This is a genomic window from Sulfitobacter sp. PR48 (assembly GCF_028807335.1).
Lineage (GTDB): Bacteria > Pseudomonadota > Alphaproteobacteria > Rhodobacterales > Rhodobacteraceae > Sulfitobacter.
This window is the reverse complement of the sequence record NZ_JARAMM010000024.1, coordinates 1-17554: the sequence shown is the minus strand read 5'-3', so window position 1 is coordinate 17554 and position 17554 is coordinate 1. Positions and strand designations below refer to the sequence as shown.

Sequence of the window (17554 nt, the reverse complement as noted above, 5' to 3'; positions counted from 1 at the left end):
ATTGAACGCGTTCCTTCATACGCCGACAATCGCCTCAGTTCAGACCGCGCCGGAAGCGGATGGTCTCGAACTCCAGCAAGAAGTCCCTGCAGAACTGGTTGGCGTGATGGACCGGCAGGCCCAGACCGGGCGTGTTCACACCCACGGAGAAGGAGCGGGAGGGTTCGGTCGGCAAACTGGATGCATCGGTGGTGAAAACCACACCCACCCGCCCGCCGTGGCTTTGCGACCTGCCGCGGGGGGATTTGACGTAAAGCCGCTGGGTCGCCGCCACGCCAAGCCGGTGGATCGCGTAATCCGCCGCTGCGCACCAGATGCCGCGCGCACCTTCGCCCTGCGATTCAATGACCTCAAATGAGGTCGCTGAAATGCCATGAACCTTCAGGTGATTGACCGCTTCATAGGACGGGGCAGCCGATGCCGCCGACAGACCACCCGTCAATATCGCCACTGACACTGCGGCAAAGCTCAATCTTCGCATGTCGTATCCTTTGCTTAGCTGACCCCATCAGAATTAGGCTGAACTGGGGGCAAGTCTAATCACAGCTGTGTCACCTTTTGCGCCCCCCGGTCGCCGACAACAACCCGGATCCGGGAATGTCCCGGACAAAAGCGGACCTCAAAAGCCATCCGGCGCGAAACGGGCGCGCAGCGGGGCATCCGGGATCATGCATTGATCGTAGCGGCCGAAGATGCGGAACCGGTTGCGCGCGATCAGCCGGTAAAACGGCATCTTGATGGCGCGCGGCAGGAATTTCACCCCGCCAAGCAGCCGCCAGGGCCAGCCCGACGCCCCCATCGCTGCCGCGAATGCATCAAGATGTCCATGGATCCGCACTTCCGTCACCACGAGGTTTGTCTCAAAATCATCTGTCGGCAGCCCCAATGCCTGATAGAGCGATTGCCCCAATGGCGATTGCGCCGTAGCAAAGGCAAAGCGCCGGGAACGGTCGCGGCGCAGCATGAAACGAAAGAAGCCGGAGCACAAAACACATTCGCCATCAAAGACGATCAGGTCGCGCTGCTCCAGCTTGGCCTGCAATGCCGCATCAAGCTGCGAAACCCGTCCAATCATGCCTGCGCCGCATCGTAACGGGCGCGGGCCGCGTTGAGGGCGGTTTCATTGGCCTCGGCCCAGCCGATCAGCGACCGGATCGGTCCCATCAGCGAATGGCCCATCGGGGTCAGAGCATATTGAACGGCCGGTGGCTTGGTCGGGAATACGGTCCGGTCGATGAACCCGCCGCGCTCTAGGTCACGCAGGCTTTGGGTCAGCATCCGCCGCGAAATATCCGGCAGCATCCGCAGCAGGGTGTTGAAGCGTCGCGGCTCCTGCTCCAGCGCCAGAAGCACGAGGGTCGTCCACTTGGCTGCGATATGGTCAAGCAGGTCGCGCACCGGGCAGACCCCGTCGGGAGAGGGGTGCAGCGCGCTCAGCGACGCAGGGTCTTGCCGGGTCGCGGTTCCTTCGGTGTTACCTTGTGACATGAAGATGCCTCCTTTCGGGATGGCCTGGCGGTCTCTAAATGAGACTTACACTCGATTCGGAACGAAAGGAAAACCAAATGTCTTCGAACAGCATTCTTGTCACCGGCGCGAGCGGCCAGCTGGGCCAGCTCGTGCTTGATCATCTGCAACGTCTGGCCCCGGAGGCCGCCATCGCGGGCCTTGTGCGCAAGGAAGCGGATGCCGCCGCCCTCAGGGCCCGGGGCGTTGAGCCGAGGATCGGGGATTACACCGATCCCGCCAGCCTGCGCAGCGCGATGGCGGGGGTTCACAAGGTCTTGCTGATCTCCTCCAGCGCGGTGGGGCAACGCGTCGCCCAGCATCAGAACGTGATCGACGCCGCCAGGGACGCAGATGTCGGCCTGATCGCCTATACCTCCATCCTGCGGGCTGACAGCTCGCCCATGATCCTTGCCCAGGAGCACAAGGAGACCGAGGCCGCGCTGCGCAGTTCCGGCCTGCCCGTCACGCTGTTGCGCAATGGCTGGTATACGGAGAACCTGCTGGGCGCGCTGGACAGCGACCTGAAGCTGGGTCAGCATTTCGGCGCTGCCGGTGACGGCAGGTTCACAACCGCCACCCGCAACGATTACGCCGAAGCCGCCGCTGTCGCGCTGCTGCGCGACGACGCCGCCGGAAAGGTCTATGAACTGGCCGGGCAGCCCGCGTTTACCCTGTCAGAATTCGCTGAGGCCTTAAGCGCGGAGGCGGGCAGCGAGGTCGCCTACGTGGACATGCCGCAGGAAGCCTTCGCCCAGGCGCTGGTCGCTGCCGGGCTGCCGGAAGGTTTCGCAGGCGTGCTGGCGGACAGCGACGCCCAGGCGGCCAAGGGCGCGCTAGAGACTGACAGCACGGACCTTGAAACCCTGATCGGGCGGCCTGCAACGCCGCTGAAGGATGCGATCAGGGCAGCACTGGCAGCCCGGTAACGCGCTGCGTCAAAAAGAAAAGGACCGGCACAGCGCCGGTCCTTTGTATCTCTGACACTACCCTTTCGGGTCGAGGCCTGCCTATTGATCCAAGAACGACCGCAGCTTCCGGCTCCGGCTCGGGTGCTTGAGCTTGCGCAGCGCCTTGGCTTCGATCTGGCGGATACGTTCGCGGGTCACGCTGAACTGCTGGCCGACTTCTTCCAGCGTGTGGTCGGTGTTCATGCCGATGCCAAAGCGCATCCGCAGCACCCGTTCCTCGCGCGGGGTGAGCGAGGCCAGAACGCGGGTCGTGGTCTCCTTGAGGTTCTCCTGAATGGCGCTGTCGAGCGGCAGCACGGCATTCTTGTCCTCGATGAAATCGCCAAGCTGGCTGTCTTCCTCGTCGCCGATGGGCGTTTCAAGGGAGATCGGCTCCTTGGCGATCTTCATCACCTTGCGGACCTTCTCCAGCGGCATTTGCAGCTTTTCGGCCAGTTCTTCCGGCGTCGGCTCGCGGCCGATTTCATGCAGCATCTGGCGACCGGTGCGCACCAGCTTGTTGATCGTCTCGATCATATGGACCGGGATACGGATGGTGCGCGCCTGATCCGCGATGGACCGGGTGATCGCCTGCCGGATCCACCATGTCGCATAGGTGGAGAACTTGTAGCCGCGGCGGTATTCGAACTTGTCCACCGCCTTCATCAGGCCGATGTTGCCTTCCTGAATGAGATCAAGGAACTGCAAACCGCGGTTGGTGTATTTCTTGGCAATCGAGATCACCAGACGCAGGTTCGCCTCGACCATTTCCTTCTTGGCCTGACGGGCTTCTTTCTCGCCCTTCTGAACCTGCTGCACGATGCGGCGGAATTCAGAGATGTCGAGACCCACATATTGACCGACCTGCGCCATGTCGGCGCGCAGCTCTTCGACCTTGTCGGCAGAGCGTTCGATGAACATCTGCCAGCCGCGACCGGATTTGTCGGCCATCCGCTCCATCCAGTTGGGATCCAGCTCGTAGCCGCGATAGGCGTCGACAAATTCCTTGCGGTTGATGCGGGCCTGGTCGGCGAGTTTGACCATGGCGGAGTCGATCTGCATGATCCGGCGGTTGATGCCGTAAAGCTGGTCGATCAGCGCCTCGATACGGTTGTTGTGCAGATGCAGCTCGTTGACCAGCAACACGATCTCGGAGCGCAGTTTCTGATATTTGTCTTCCTGCTTGCTGGAGAACGATCCATCCTCGTTCAGCGTGGCGGAAATCCGGCTGTCCTGCATTTCGCTCAGCTTGGCGTAATCGTCGGCGATGATGTCCAGCGCTTCCAGGACCTGCGGTTTCAGCGCCGCTTCCATGGCCGCCAGGCTCATGTTGGCCTGTTCGTCCTCGTCATCGTCGTCATCGCTGGCAATCGGGTTGCCGTCTGCGTCCAACTCCTGCTTGTCATCGTCCGACTTGGAGTCCGCAGCACCCCCGGGGGCCACCACGGGCGCAGTTACCTCCTCGTCGCCCAGCTGGTTGCCGAATGTCGCCTCAAGGTCGATCACATCGCGCAGCAGGATGTCCTCGGACAGCAGTTCGTCGCGCCAGATGGTGATCGCCTGAAAGGTCAGCGGGCTTTCACACAGGCCCGCAATCATCGTGTTGCGGCCGGCCTCGATCCGCTTGGCGATGGCGATTTCGCCTTCGCGGGACAGCAGTTCGACGCTGCCCATCTCGCGCAGGTACATGCGCACCGGGTCATCGGTGCGGTCCAGTTTCTCGGCGGTGCCGGAGGACAGCGCAACTTCCTTGGCGCTGTCGGTGGTGGCCAGTTCGGTGGACCCCTTGGCGTCTTCCTCCTCGGCGTCTTCATCCTCGATGACGTTGATGCCCATTTCGGACAGCATCGACATCACATCCTCGATCTGTTCGGAAGAGACCTGATCAGGGGGCAGAACGGTGTTCAGCTGGTCATAGGTGATATAGCCCCGTTCCCGCGCCTCGGAGATCATCTTCTTGACGGCGGCCTGGCTCATATCCAGCGAATGACCGCTGTCGGAGTCGTCCCGTTTGGTATCTTCGTTGGTGTCCTTAGCGGCCATGAACGTCCTCCAGCGCGGTTGCGCGAATCAGTGTGGTGATTCGGTTGTCGCGAATCATGCGGGGTTTGCGGTGATTCTTAAACCCGTTGTACTGCTTTTTCCCCAAGAGCCTGCGAAAAGGTCACTTTTCAACTGCGGCCCTTGGGTTTTTCATAGGTAATGTTCTCAAGCAGCGCGTCCAGCGCGCTGCGTTCATCGCGGGACATGCGTGCGCCATTCTCGCCCACCTCATATTCCGCCTTGTCTTCCTGCCCCGACCTCGTGGCCTGATCCGCGCTGCGAACAGCCTCGCTCAACCGCCAGGTCAGCCCTTCGTCGGCGGTGCCTGCCATGTCTTCCTCGGCCTCGGCAATTTCCGCGCTCAGCCCCCGCGCCGCCTCCAGCTTGGCCAGTTCCTCGGCCACGGTCATGGTGGCCATCTCGGTGTTGCCCGGGTTGCGGATACAGGGGGTGATCGCGACATGGCGCTGTGCGGTCAGGTTTTCAAGGGCATCCGGCCCCAGCGCGCTGGAAATTTTTTCGCGCAACACTGCAGCGCCCTGCGGCGCATGGCGCAGAATCATGTCGCGGATCACCGCATGGGTGCGGTCCTGACAGGCCATGCTTTCCAGGCCGCTTTCAAAATCCTCGGCAATCTCCGGGCAGCCCAGCACGGCGGCCAGGATCACCGCCTCGCGCAGGTGATGGGTCACATGGTTGTCGCCCCCCGCCAGCACCGAGGCCTTCGTGCTGGGCAAAGGGGCCAGCGGCGGGGCCTGCCACTTGCCGCCAGGCCGCGCCCCCCGGTTGGCAGAGCCGGTCCGCGCGCCGGGGCCCGGGCGGAACAGCTGCCAGCGCAGATCCTTGATCTCCTGGCCATAGTGGCTGCGGATCGACGGATCCCGGATCAGCTTGATCTTCTCGCGCAGGGATTTGTCCAGCGCCGCCTTGCGTTCGGGGCTGTCGAACACCCGGCCTTCGGTTTCGCGCTGCCACAGCAACCGCACCATCGGGATCGCCTGATCTATCAGCTTCTGAAAGGCCCCCGGTCCCGCCGATTTCAGCAGATCGTCCGGGTCCTGCCCCTCTGGCATCATGGCAAAGCGGAGCGACTGGCCCGCCTCAAGCAGGGGCAGCGCAAGGTCGATCAGGCGCAGCGCGGCGCGCTGGCCTGCGGTGTCGCCATCCAGCGTGATGATCGGTTCGGGGTCGATCCGCCAGAGCATCTGCAACTGGTTTTCGGTGATCGCCGTGCCCAGGGGGGCCACCGCCGCCTCGAACCCCGCGCCATGCAGGGCAATCACATCCATATAACCTTCGGCCACCAGCAGCGGTTGCCCCTTGCCCGCCGCCGTGCGCGCGTCGCGCACGTTGTAAAGGCTGCGGCCCTTGTCGAACAATTCGGTCTCGGGCGAATTGAGGTATTTGGCATTGTCGTTCGGGTCCATCGCCCGGCCACCAAAGGCAATCGCCCGCCCCCGCGCATCGCGGATCGGGAACATGATCCGCCCGCGAAAGGTGTCATAGGGTTTGCCGCCCTTGGACGAAGGCTTGGCCAGCCCCGCATCCAGGATCATCTGCTCCGACACGCCCTTGCCGGTCAGCGCGTCCCACAGCCCCTGCCAGCTGTCCGGCGCAAAGCCGATTTCCCAATGGTCGAGCGCCTTTTCCTCCAGCCCCCGCCGCGCCAGATAGGCCCGCGCCTCCGCCGCCGCCCCGGTCTGCAGTTGCAGGCGGAACCAGCGCACCGCCAGTTCCATCACCTCGGCCAGATCGCTGCGCTTGTCCGCCTTCTCGGCGGCCCTGGGGTCGCGTGCGGGCATCGGCATGCCCGCCTCGCGCGCAAGGATCTCCACCGCCTCCATGAAGCCGACATTCTCCGTCTCGCGCACGAATGAGATCGCATCCCCCTTGGCGTGACAGCCAAAGCAGTAATAGAATCCCTTGCGGTCATCGACATGGAAGCTGGCGGATTTTTCCTGATGGAAGGGGCAAGGCGCCCACATGTCGCCCTTGCCCTGATTGGACTTGCGCTGATCCCACATGACTTTGCGGCCGACGACCTGAGACAGGCTCGCTCGGCTGCGCAATTCGTCCAGGAATCCGGGTGGCAGGCTCATACCATATCTTACGCCCCGCGCCCGCCATCGTCCAGCGGGTGCCGCGTCAGCACATCAACGGGTTGGTGTTCCGGCGGCCCGGTCAGGCCGCCCGGTCGAGGGTCACTGTGACAGGCACATCTCTTTCCAGGCCGCAGACAGGTCCTGGGATTTCACGTCTCGCATCTTCATCTCGTAGACCCAGGGGGTCACCAGCGTGATCGCGGTGTTGTAGCGGTCCGGCCATGTCGCCTTGGCGGCCACATGCGCAGGCACCTTGCGTTCGCCGATCCGGTCGATCCGCGCCTGCTGAACGGCGGCAACCACAGCCGCCTGATGCCCGCAATCGGTTTCCTTCTTGCTGGCTGCCATTGCCGGGCCGCAAAACGCTGCAACAACCGCCGAAACCACGAAATACTTTACCATTGGGTCACTCCACTCATGTGCTGACACCGCCTTAACCGCGCGCGGCCACAGCTTCCATCGCTGTTTTCATATCATGCACCAATGTGGCTGCCATCGACCGAAAGACAAGGATCATGAAGCTGTCCGCCCCGGTTTTCGTGATCGACGCGGACATGTGGTAAAGCTGTGTGCGCAGGCTGTGCCCGCGCTTGAACGATGTTTCGCGCAGGTCCACCGGGACCAGCCGCGCCAGCACATCCACGGCGGCAGGCCCCTTCAGCTGCACCACGGCCCAGGCATCGGATTGATCCACAACCGCGCCATGATCGGCAAGTGCCGGATCGGGCACGGGACCCATCAGCAGAGCCTCGCCGCGTCCGAACCAGATGCAACGCGCACCCTGCTTGCCGGTCGCGCGCAGGGGGCCGGGCCAGCGCAGCCCATGGGCCTTTTCCAAAGCTGCACCCAAGCCCGCCGCATCGCCCAGAGGCGCAAGAGAGGTCAGCGCCCCGGCCGCCACTTCCACCAGCTCCGCATCCCCGATGGTCAGCGGCAGCAGCCCGTCACAGGGGGTTTTCGCTGTCAGTTCAACCACGCACCCGCTCCCCTTCACGATCCAGAAACACCGGATGGCAGATCTCGACATCCGCCTCCAGCCCGCGCAGATGGTCCACCATGCGGATCACTTCGCCCTCGCGGGCCATGCCGCGCCTGACGAAACCCAGCCCGATCATATGCCCCAGATCGGGCGAGAACCCGACCGAGGTGACATAACCCTGATCGTTCTCGCGCACCGCCTCTGCGCCCGCGTCGAACAGATGCGCGCCCGCGCTGATCTGCCGGACCGCGCCCACAGGTTTCAGCCCCACAAGCTGTTCACGCGTCTCCTCCACCAGACCGGGCCGCGCCGCCAGGGTCTTGCCGATGCAATCCTTCCTGGCCGAGACCATCCGCCCCATGCCGATGTCAAAGGCGGTTGTGCGCCCGTGAATCTCGGCGTGGGTGATGAAGCCCTTTTCGATCCTGAGCACGTTCAGCGCCTCCATCCCATAGGCCCCGCCGCCCAGCGCCTCGGCGCGGCTGACCAGCAGGTCAAACAGGCTGGCCCCGAAGCGCGCAGGCACCGCCACCTCATAGGCATGTTCGCCCGAAAATGAGATCCGGAAGAGCCGCCCCTGCACCCCGCAGACCTCCACCGCACCGCAGGCCATGAAGGGCCAGCTTTCGCCGTCGATTTCGGCGTCCAGCAGGCCATTCAGCAGCTCGCGCGACTTTGGCCCGGCCACGGCAAACTGCGCCCATTGTTCGGTGACCGAGGCAAAGGCCACCTGCCATTCGGGATGCAGACATTGGGTCACGAATTCCAGATGCCGCATCACCTGCCCCGCGGCGGCGGTGGTGGTGGTCATCACGTAATGCGCCTCCCCCAGCCGTGCGGTGGTGCCGTCATCCATCACATGGCCATCCTCGCGCAGCATCAGACCATAGCGCACCCGCCCGACCGGCAGCGTCGAAAACATGTTGGTATAGACGAAATCCAGCAGCTTCGCCGCGTCCGGCCCCTGAATGTCGATCTTGCCCAGGGTGGAGACATCGCAAACCCCCACCGCCTTGCGCACATGACCCACTTCCCGGTCACAGGATTGTCGCCAGCCGCTCTCCCCCGTCCTGGGGAAATAGCTGGGACGATACCAAAGCCCCGCTTCGATCATCGGCGCCCCCATCGCGATTGACGCCTGGTGCGAGGTGGTGAAACGCTGCGGCGCAAAGCCCTTGCCCTGCGCCCCTGCCCCCATCGCGGCAATCGCCACCGGCACATAGGGCGGGCGGAAGGTGGTGGTTCCGGTCTCCGGAATGCCCCGCCCGGTGGCATCCGCCAGGATCGCCAGCGCGGCCACGTTGGAATTCTTGCCCTGATCCGTCGCCATGCCCTGCGTCGTGTAACGCTTCATATGTTCGACCGAGCGGAAGTTCTCCACCGCCGCCTGTTTCACATCCTTGACCGAGACATCGTTCTGGAAATCGAGCCAGGCCCTCCCCTTGCCCGGCACCGCCCAAAGCGGTTCCATCGCATAGGTGTCATCCTCTGCCCGGGGCACCTCCATGGCACCCGCCTTCATGCCCAGCGCGGCGACCACTTCTGCCGCCGCATCAACCCCGGCCTGCAGGCAGGCCCGGGTCGGGAAGACACCGTTGCAGGCCCCTGCCGCAACCATCCCCGGCACCGCATCGGGCCTCGGCACAAATGCCTGAATACCGGCGTCCCACCGGGGCCGCCCGTTCATATGGCAGGTCAGATGCACCGTGGGGTTCCAGCCCCCCGACATCGCCAGGCAATCGGTCTGGATCGCCTGTTCGCCCGAGGCGGTCCGGATGGTGATCGCTTCCAGCTCCTTGCGGCCCGCCGCGTTGCAGACCTGCGCACCGGTATGGACCGGGAAATCCGCCCCCTCGACCGTCACATCGGCGCGGCTGTCGATCAGCGCCGCCACATGGACCCCCGCCGCCGCCAGATCGCGCGCAGTGCGATGGGCATCGTCGTTGTTGCCGAATACCGTCACATGTTTGCCGGGGCTCACCCCCCAGCGGTTCAGATAGGCCCGCACCGCCCCGGCTGTCATCACGCCGGGCCGGTCGTTGTTCTGGAAGGCAACCGGCCGTTCCAGCGCCCCGGCCGCCAGGATGCTGCGGCGCGCATGGATGCGCCAGAAGGTCTCCAGCGGCAGGTCCGCGCGACGCGCGCCATGGTGGTTCACCCGCTCCAGCGCGCCATACATGCCGCCGTCATAGGCCCCGGTCACGGTGGTGCGCGTCATCAGCCGCACATTCGGCATGGCCGCAAGCTCTGCCACCAGCTCCGCCGCCCAGGCATGGCCCGGCTGATGGCCGATGACCCCGGTCTCGGCATTCAGCCGCCCGCCCATCCGCGCATCCTCATCGGCCAGGATCACATCCGCCCCGGCCCGTGCCGCCGTCAGCGCCGCCATCAAACCCGTGGGCCCGGCACCGATCACCAGCAGATCGCAGAAGGCATAGGCGCGTTCGTAGCGGTCCTGATCATGCTTGCCGCTGAGCGCCCCCAGACCGGCCGCGCGCCGGATGATCGGCTCATAGACCGCTTCCCAGAACTTCGCGGGCCACATGAAGGTCTTGTAATAGAACCCCGCCCCCAGAAAGGGCGCGGCCAGGTCGTTCACCGCCATCACGTCGAAATCCAGCGAGGGCCAGGCATTCTGGCTGCGCACCTCCAGCCCGTCGTAAATCTCCTGCACGGTTGCACGCACATTGGGATCCGCCTCTGCGCCCCTGCCGACCGTGACCAGCGCGTTCGGCTCCTCCGAACCTGCGGTCAGCACGCCACGCGGACGGTGATACTTGAACGACCGCCCCATCAGCTTTTGACCATTGGCCAGAAGCGCGGAGGCGACGGTATCGCCCTGGAACCCCTGGTAAGACCGCCCGTCGAACCGGAAAGTGACAGCTTTGCTGCGGTCGATCAGACCCTTGCCCGCGATCCTCATGCCCCGGCCTCCTCAGCGTCAGTGGCCAGCACCACCCGGGAGATCGCATGGCTGACCGTGTCCCGCGTCACCACCAGCCAGGCCGAACAGCCTCCCTCGTGATGCCACAGCTCGCGGGTCTGCCCCGCCGGATTGTCGCGCAGATGCAGGTAATCGTCCCAGGCGGCCTCACCGGCATCCGGCGCCGGCCGCGCCAAAGCCACCGCAGCGCCCTGATAATAGAATTCGCGCCGGTCGCGCGATCCGCATAGGGGGCAGTCGATCCTCATGTGGTCCTCTCCGACAGGGCGCCAACACCCCGTTTCATTGTTCCCGAAATACACACCACGACGCCCGCCACAGGCGCGCGGCCGGCGTAGGGCTCAGTGAAGGTTATGCTGCGCACCGGTGCCCTCCTCGTCCATCAACCCCCTGCCGGTGCGGAACCGGTCCAGCCGGAACTTCGCCGCCGGGGCGTGATGTTCCCCCGTCGCCATCAGATGGGCAAAGGAAAAGCCCGACCCAGGCACCGCCTTGAAGCCGCCGTAACACCAGCCGCAGTCAATGAACAAACCCTCGGTATCGGTCTTGTCGATGATCGGGCTGCCATCGGGTGTCATGTCCATGATCCCGCCCCAGCTGCGCAGCACCCTGGCCTTGCCGATCATCGGCATCAGGGTCATGCCGGCCTCCATCACATGTTCCATCATCGGCATGTTGCCGCGCTGCGCGTAGGAGGCGTAGAAATCCAGATCGCCGCCAAAGACCAGCCCGCCCTTGTCGGACTGGCTGATATAGAAGTGCCCCATGCCAAAGCTGACCACATGGTCGATCACCGGCTTCACGCCCTCGCTGACGAAGGCCTGCAGGATGTGGCTTTCGATCGGCAGGCGCATGCCGGCCATGGCGGCCACCTGGCCCGAGCGGCCCGCCACCACGATGCCGACCTTCCTGGCCCGGATCGGGCCGCGGGTGGTCTGCACCCCGCGCACCTTGCCGTTTTCGATGTCGATGCCGGTCACTTCGCATTGCTGGATCAGGTCCACACCGCGCTGGTCCGCGCCGCGCGCATAGCCCCAGGCCACCGCATCATGCCGCGCGGTGCCGCCGCGCGGATGCAGCAGCCCGCCGTAGATCGGAAAGCGGCCATTGTCGAAGTCGAGATAGGGCAGATACCGGCGCACCCCCTCACGGTCCAGCAGCACCGCATCGTCGCCCTGGTTGATCATCGCATTGCCGCGCCGGGCAAAGGCATCGCGCTGGCCGTCGGAATGAAACAGGTTGATCAGCCCGCGCTGCGAATGCATCGCGTTGTAGTTCAGGTCTTTCTCCATCCCTTCCCACAGCTTCAGCGAGTGGGAATAGAACTCCGAATTGCCCTGCAGAAAGTAATTGGCGCGCACGATCGTCGTGTTGCGCCCCACGTTGCCCCCACCGAGGTAGCCCTTTTCGAGCACCGCGATATTGGTCATGCCGTGGTTCCTGGCCAGGTAATAGGCGGTGGACAACCCATGCCCGCCGCCGCCGATGATCACGGCATCATATTCCGGCTTCGGTTCCGGATCGCGCCAATGCTGCGTCCAGCCCTTGTTGCCGGTCAGCCCTTCGCGCAGCACGCGCCACCCTGAAAACCGCATTCGAAACTCCCCTCGACTGGACCAAGTGAACCAAGTCCCGCCCAGAGGTGCAATGCCCGCCGGCCAGATGCACGGTGCTTTTCGACAGAAAGTTTATCATGGGCGACCATATCGCCAAATTACCGGCCATATGGTCGCCGCGTGGCGCATGCGGCTGTCAGATGCCCTTTGCCCGGTAGCTGGCCGCAACCTTGCCGATTGCACAGATATAGGCCGCCGTGCGCAGGTCATCCACATCGTTGCGGCCGTGCCAGACCTCGGCCATGGATTGATAGGCGGTCTGCATCGTGTCATCGAGACCGGAACGGACCAGCTCAAGCTCACCCGCGCCGCGCAGGTACTTGTCCTTGAAATTCGGGCTCAACTGCCAGCCGATCCCGCTGTCCGCACTCAGCCGCTCCAGCTCGTCCACGACCAGCTGGTGGCGCGCTTCCTCCTGGCGGCGCTGCATCCGGCCAAAGCGGATGTGGCTGAGGTTCTTGACCCATTCGAAATAAGAGACCGTCACACCGCCCGCGTTGGCATACATGTCGGGAATGATGACCGTCCCCTTCTTGCGCAGGATCTCATCCGCGCCCGCCGTGACCGGGCCGTTCGCGGCCTCCACGATCAGCGGGGCCTTGATCCGGTCCGCGTTGGACAGGTTGATCACCCCTTCCAGCGCCGCCGGGATCAGCACGTCGCATTCCGCCTCCAGCAGCTTGGCACCATCCGGTTCAAGCGGCGCTTTGGGATAGCCCTTGATGGTGCCATGCTTGACGATCCACTGATGCACCTGCTCCACATCCAGCCCCTTGTCGTCGAACAGCGCGCCGTCGCGCTCGATGATCGCGGTCACCAGACAGCCGTCTTCCTCGCTCAAGAACTTGGCGGCGTGGTATCCCACGTTGCCCAGGCCCTGTACCACCAGCCGCTTGCCATCCAGCTCGCCGGTCAGACCGGCCAGTTCCATCCCCTTGGGATCGCGGAAGAACGCATGCAGGGCATATTGCACGCCCCGCCCGGTGGCCTCTGTCCGGCCCTGGATACCGCCCGCATGGGTCGGCTTGCCGGTCACACAGGCCACGCCGTTGATATCGGTGGTGTTCATGCGCTTGTACTGATCCGCGATCCAGGCCATTTCACGCTCGCCCGTGCCCATGTCGGGGGCGGGCACGTTCTGTGCCGGGTTGATCAGATCGCGCTTGATCAGCTCATAGGCAAAGCGGCGCGTGATCAGTTCCAGCTCGTGTTCGTCGTAATCGCGCGGGTCGATGCACAACCCGCCCTTCGATCCGCCAAAGGGCGCCTCGACCAGCGCGCATTTATAGGTCATCAGCGCCGCCAGCGCCTCGACCTCGTCCTGGTTGACGCCCGGCGCATAGCGGATGCCGCCCTTGACCGGCTCCATATGTTCCGAATGAACGGAGCGGTAGCCGGTGAAAGTATGGATCTTGCCCCGCAGCCGCACGCCGAAGCGGACGGTATAGGTCGCGTTGCAGACCCTGATCTTTTCCTCCAGCCCCGGTGACAGGTCCATCAGCGCGACTGCGCGGGTGTACATCAGATCGACGCTTTCGCGAAAGCTCGGCTCATTGGATGGGGTCATCGTCTTCTCCAGTCATTTCGGTCCGGCCTCAGGAGCGACTCATCGGGCCGCATCCCGGCAAACCCACCCTAAGGCGGGTTTTTTCAAAGTGCGACCAGATTGAGCACATCCGCCCGAATCCCGGGCAGGATTTTCGATTCCCGAGCATAGGAGGGCTAAAGTTTACAGTTCCGAAACAACCACCCCGGAAACCTGAAATTGGCGCTAAAAACGCAGATAAAACGCGGTTTTTAGGCACTTTTCCGCCCAATTTACGCCATGTTGCCCGATCACAAGGGACCAACGGCAAAGACTGCCCGAAATCCGGCATGCAAAAAGTGTCTCGGTAGGAAAGGTTAACAAATATGAAACGTTGTAAACGTGAAAATCGCCTGACAGCCGGGGACCTGTTGGCACTCTCCCGCCATTTCTCAAAGTCGGAAGACGGCTCAATCACCATCTTCGCCTGCTTCATGATCCTGATCATGATGACGATCTGCGGCATCGGTGTGGACATGATGCGCCACGAAATGGAACGCACGCGCCTTCAGGCCGTGTCGGACCGCGCCGTTCTGGCGGCCGCCGACCTGGACCAGACCCTGGACCCCGAAGCGGTGGTGCGGGATTACTTCGCCAAATCCGGCATGGCCGAATACGTCTCGGCGGTGAATGTCGACGAGGGCCTGAACTACCGCACCGTGACGGTGGATGCCACCAATACGATCAAGACGCAGTTCATGAACACCCTCGGGGTTGACGACCTGTCGGTCCCCGCCCGCTCCAAGGCGGAAGAGAAAGTCGCAAAAGTAGAGATCTCGATGGTCCTGGACATCTCCGGGTCGATGGGATCCAACAACAAGATCCAGAACATGCGGAACGCGGCCAAGGTCTTTGTCGACACCGTAATCCGGGACGAGACGGAAGATCTGATCTCCGTTTCCGTCGTGCCCTACTCGGCCCATGTGAATGCCGGCCCCGAGATCTTTGATCGGATGGGCGTGCAACCTGTCCACAATTATTCACATTGCGTTGAATTTCCCGACTCGGACTTCGACGAGACCTTCCTCCATGCATCGGGCAGCCACTACAGCCACATGCAGCACTTTCAGAACCACGATCCGGGCTGGAACCAGATGAGCGAAACGGTCTGTCCGCGCTATGACTTTGAGCGGATCCAGCCGCTGAGCCAGAACGCAAGCGCCCTGAAGGCACAGATCGACCAGCTTGAACCCCGTGCCAACACCTCTATCTTCCTTGGCATGAAATGGGGCACCGCGCTGCTTGACCCTTCTTTCCGCCCGATCAACCAGAGCATGGCCAGCGCCGGGCTGACCGACCCGGCCTTCTCGTCCCGTCCCGCTAGCTATGACGATCCGGAAACCCTGAAAACCGTGATCCTCATGACGGATGGCCAGAACGTCACGACCTACCGCATCCCAAGCTGGTACTACAATTCGGACTCCGAAATCGTGCACTGGTCCCGCTACAACCTCGGCTGGTACGTCAATCGCTACGTCAGCTACTACTACCGCCAAAACTTCCGCACCCAGAAGTACTCCGATTACCAGGGCGATTTGCTTCTCAGCAAAATCTGCGGCGCGGCCAAGGACGCAAAGATCGTTGTCTGGTCCATCGGGTTCGAAGTGACCGACCACGGTGCCAATGTAATGCGCGACTGCGCCTCCTCGCCCAGCCACTTCTTCCGGGTGGAAGGCGTGGAGATCGAGGATGCCTTTGAAGCCATCGCACGCCAGATCAACCAGCTGAGGCTCACACAATGAAGACGCCCTTCTTCAGACGCCTGTTCCGGTTCCGCCGGGACGAAGAGGGCGGGATCTTCCTGATCGAGTTCTGCATCCTGGTGCCAATCCTGTTCGGTGCCTTCATGATGGCGGTCGAAATGGGCCTCTATTCCATGCGCCAGATGTATCTCGACCGGGGTGTGGACATCGCCGTCCGCTATATCCGGCTGAGCACGAACACACCGATCGCGCACAACCAGATCAAGCAGATCGTCTGCGCCAATGCGGGCTTCATCGAGGATTGCGACAGCACGCTGCGGCTGGAGATGATCCCGCTGCTGCCCCGCGCCTTCGCCACCTTTGACCAGACGCCGGACTGCGTGGACACCTCTGCACCGGCCACACCGGTCCGGGGGTTTGTCCTGGGCCGCGAACACGAGATCATGATCCTGCGGGCCTGCGTGAAGTTCAAGCCTGTCTTCGCCACCACCGGCCTGGGCAAGGAGCTTGAGACAGACGGCAGCGGACGGGCCCGGCTGATCGCGGTCTCCGCCTTTGTACAGGAGCCGAAATGATGCGTGCCACCTTGCTCAAATTCCGTCTGAACGCCCTGCTGCGTTGCGATTTCCTGCGCAAGCAGGACGGGTCGATCTCCATCGAGGCGATGATCGTCCTGCCGGTGATGTTCTGGGCCTTCCTCGCCGCATTTTCGATCTTTGATGCCTTCCGCATGTACGGGATCAACCAGAAGGCGGCTTTCACCGTGGGCGACGCGATTTCCCGCGAGACACTGCCGCTGGATGACGATTACCTTGACGGTGTGCACAACCTGTTCGAGTACCTTTCCCTCAGCGAGGGCAAATCCGCGATGCGGGTCACTTCGATCTGGTTCGACGAGGACAACAACAGCTACCGCACCGACTGGTCCCAGACGCGCGGCAATGCTGTTGCATTGACCAACGCCGAAGTGCAGAACTGGCACAACCGCCTGCCGGTGATGCCGGACAATGAACGTGTCCTGCTGGTCGAAACCTGGAGCGATTACGTACCGCCCTTCGCCACCGGCCTGGAAGAGCGCGAGATCCAGAACTTCGTTTTCACGCGCCCGCGCTATGCGCCCCGCGTCTGCTGGGAATACTGCAACTAAGGCGCCCGACCCTATACTGAATCATCCTGTGACAGGAATGTCCCGGGAACGCCGAAGGCGCGGCACCTATCGGCGATACAACTTGAACTGAAAGGCCACAGGCCCCGCGCCGCAGCGCTACATCAGACCCGCCGGACCCTCAGTCCTGCGGGTCCTTTTGTGCCAGCAGAGCGGCCAGCACATCTGCCATGAACTTGGTCTGGCTGCCCGGTGTCATACCGCCAATCCCGACCCGGCGGCCCATGCGCCACCACAGCCCGGGCCGCCAGTGGCGGGCCCCGCCCTCGCCCAGTTTGAGCAGGAAGCCATTGGACGGTTTGAAGGCAAAGAATCCCCGGTCGATCCCGGTGATCTGATCGACCCGGGCAATCACGGTGCCATCCGCATCGCGCAGGACCAGCGGCGTCAGCTCCAGCTTGCTTGCAGTGGCGCGCCGCATGGCATCCGCAACCCACAGCGACCCCGCGCCGACAAGGATGAGAAACAGCTGCCAGTGCAGGGCCGGCGCACGCATGAAAGCCATGTAGATCAGCAGGAGGCCCAGCAGCCCCAGGCAGCAGATCCCCATGGCGCGCCGCCCGGCAGAGGCCTGCACGGTGGCCAGTACTTCGGTGCTGTCGTCAAATTTCATGGGCGCTCCTTCGGCTTTGGTTCTGCCTAAGGCATTTGCGGCGCGTTGCAAACGGAAAGCGAAAGCGGCGGCCCGGGCCTGAGCCCCGGTGGCCCATTTGTACGCCCATCGACATCAACTCCGACCCCTGACTGCGAATTTTCTGAATCTTGTCAGTGGGCCGTGCCAGGCAATTCCGACACGAATGCCAGGCATTTCCGACCCAGACCGGACCTTGGGCGTGGTATGGGGCAAGGTTAGGTGAGCGGACGAAACTGCCGTGCCATTGGCGCGGTGCATACCCCCAAGCGCCTCCGCCCGGCGTCAGCCGGGCATCGCCCGACCTCCCCCCGGAGGGCGATTTTGCAC

General features: G+C 63.3%; 16 protein-coding genes. 4 read left to right on the top strand and 12 right to left on the bottom strand.

Translation table 11 applies throughout. The annotated features are described in order from the left end of the window. Window positions 1-34: 34 nt before the first annotated feature. The 3 genes from PVW51_RS21780 to PVW51_RS21770 all read right to left on the bottom strand — a co-directional run bounded on the left by PVW51_RS21780 (window position 35) and on the right by PVW51_RS21770 (window position 1488). Complete coding sequence (locus tag PVW51_RS21780; protein ID WP_274577460.1) at window positions 35-481, bottom strand: hypothetical protein; 447 nt, start codon at window positions 479-481, stop codon at window positions 35-37. Window positions 482-619: 138 nt separating this feature from the next. Then, window positions 620-1075, bottom strand: a complete 456-nt coding sequence (locus PVW51_RS21775; protein ID WP_274577458.1) for a thiol-disulfide oxidoreductase DCC family protein — start codon at window positions 1073-1075, stop codon at window positions 620-622. Next, complete coding sequence (locus tag PVW51_RS21770) at window positions 1072-1488, bottom strand: winged helix-turn-helix transcriptional regulator (RefSeq protein ID WP_269365467.1); 417 nt, start codon at window positions 1486-1488, stop codon at window positions 1072-1074. Before PVW51_RS21770 ends, PVW51_RS21775 begins: the two co-directional genes overlap by 4 nt. A 77-nt stretch (window positions 1489-1565) precedes the next feature. Between PVW51_RS21770 and PVW51_RS21765 the strand changes: the two genes are divergently transcribed. Next, window positions 1566-2435 carry an SDR family oxidoreductase gene (locus tag PVW51_RS21765; protein ID WP_274577456.1) on the top strand — a complete coding sequence of 290 codons (870 nt, stop codon included), beginning with the start codon at window positions 1566-1568 and terminating at the stop codon, window positions 2433-2435. Window positions 2436-2516: 81 nt separating this feature from the next. On the opposite strand, the gene rpoD is transcribed toward PVW51_RS21765, so the two are convergent. The 8 genes from rpoD to PVW51_RS21725 all read right to left on the bottom strand — a co-directional run bounded on the left by rpoD (window position 2517) and on the right by PVW51_RS21725 (window position 13707). Next, window positions 2517-4499, bottom strand: coding sequence for an RNA polymerase sigma factor RpoD (gene rpoD / locus PVW51_RS21760; protein ID WP_269365470.1), 1983 nt, complete (start codon window positions 4497-4499; stop codon window positions 2517-2519). Between the two features lie 128 nt (window positions 4500-4627). After that, window positions 4628-6598 carry a DNA primase gene (gene dnaG / locus PVW51_RS21755; RefSeq protein ID WP_274577454.1) on the bottom strand — a complete coding sequence of 657 codons (1971 nt, stop codon included), beginning with the start codon at window positions 6596-6598 and terminating at the stop codon, window positions 4628-4630. Window positions 6599-6700: 102 nt separating this feature from the next. Continuing rightward, entirely contained in the window at window positions 6701-7003 is a 303-nt protein-coding gene (locus PVW51_RS21750; protein ID WP_269365474.1) for a hypothetical protein, read from the bottom strand. Window positions 7004-7034: 31 nt separating this feature from the next. Then, window positions 7035-7577 carry a sarcosine oxidase subunit gamma gene (locus PVW51_RS21745; protein ID WP_274577453.1) on the bottom strand — a complete coding sequence of 181 codons (543 nt, stop codon included), beginning with the start codon at window positions 7575-7577 and terminating at the stop codon, window positions 7035-7037. Continuing rightward, the gene (locus tag PVW51_RS21740; RefSeq protein ID WP_274577452.1) at window positions 7570-10503 is read right to left on the bottom strand and encodes a sarcosine oxidase subunit alpha family protein; all 2934 of its coding nucleotides are present in this window, start codon (window positions 10501-10503) and stop codon (window positions 7570-7572) included. The genes PVW51_RS21745 and PVW51_RS21740 overlap by 8 nt, the downstream gene beginning before the upstream one ends. After that, window positions 10500-10772: a sarcosine oxidase subunit delta gene (locus PVW51_RS21735; RefSeq protein ID WP_269365478.1), complete on the bottom strand. Its 273-nt coding sequence runs from the start codon at window positions 10770-10772 to the stop codon at window positions 10500-10502. The genes PVW51_RS21740 and PVW51_RS21735 overlap by 4 nt, the downstream gene beginning before the upstream one ends. 93 nt (window positions 10773-10865) lie before the next feature. Continuing rightward, window positions 10866-12119, bottom strand: a complete 1254-nt coding sequence (locus PVW51_RS21730) for a sarcosine oxidase subunit beta family protein (protein WP_269365480.1) — start codon at window positions 12117-12119, stop codon at window positions 10866-10868. Window positions 12120-12276: 157 nt separating this feature from the next. Next, entirely contained in the window at window positions 12277-13707 is a 1431-nt protein-coding gene (locus PVW51_RS21725) for a Glu/Leu/Phe/Val family dehydrogenase (RefSeq protein WP_269365481.1), read from the bottom strand. Between the two features lie 344 nt (window positions 13708-14051). Here PVW51_RS21725 and PVW51_RS21720 point away from each other — a divergent pair, with 344 nt between their 5' ends. The 3 genes from PVW51_RS21720 to PVW51_RS21710 are packed head-to-tail and all read left to right on the top strand — an operon-like array spanning window position 14052 to window position 16575. Continuing rightward, window positions 14052-15467 carry a pilus assembly protein TadG-related protein gene (locus PVW51_RS21720; protein ID WP_269365484.1) on the top strand — a complete coding sequence of 472 codons (1416 nt, stop codon included), beginning with the start codon at window positions 14052-14054 and terminating at the stop codon, window positions 15465-15467. Further along, complete coding sequence (locus PVW51_RS21715; protein WP_274577446.1) at window positions 15464-16003, top strand: TadE/TadG family type IV pilus assembly protein; 540 nt, start codon at window positions 15464-15466, stop codon at window positions 16001-16003. Before PVW51_RS21720 ends, PVW51_RS21715 begins: the two co-directional genes overlap by 4 nt. Then, window positions 16000-16575, top strand: coding sequence for a TadE/TadG family type IV pilus assembly protein (locus PVW51_RS21710; RefSeq protein ID WP_269365488.1), 576 nt, complete (start codon window positions 16000-16002; stop codon window positions 16573-16575). Before PVW51_RS21715 ends, PVW51_RS21710 begins: the two co-directional genes overlap by 4 nt. A 139-nt stretch (window positions 16576-16714) precedes the next feature. Here PVW51_RS21710 and PVW51_RS21705 read toward each other — a convergent pair whose 3' ends face one another. Next, window positions 16715-17206: a hypothetical protein gene (locus tag PVW51_RS21705; protein ID WP_269365490.1), complete on the bottom strand. Its 492-nt coding sequence runs from the start codon at window positions 17204-17206 to the stop codon at window positions 16715-16717. Between the last annotated feature and the right edge of the window lie 348 nt (window positions 17207-17554).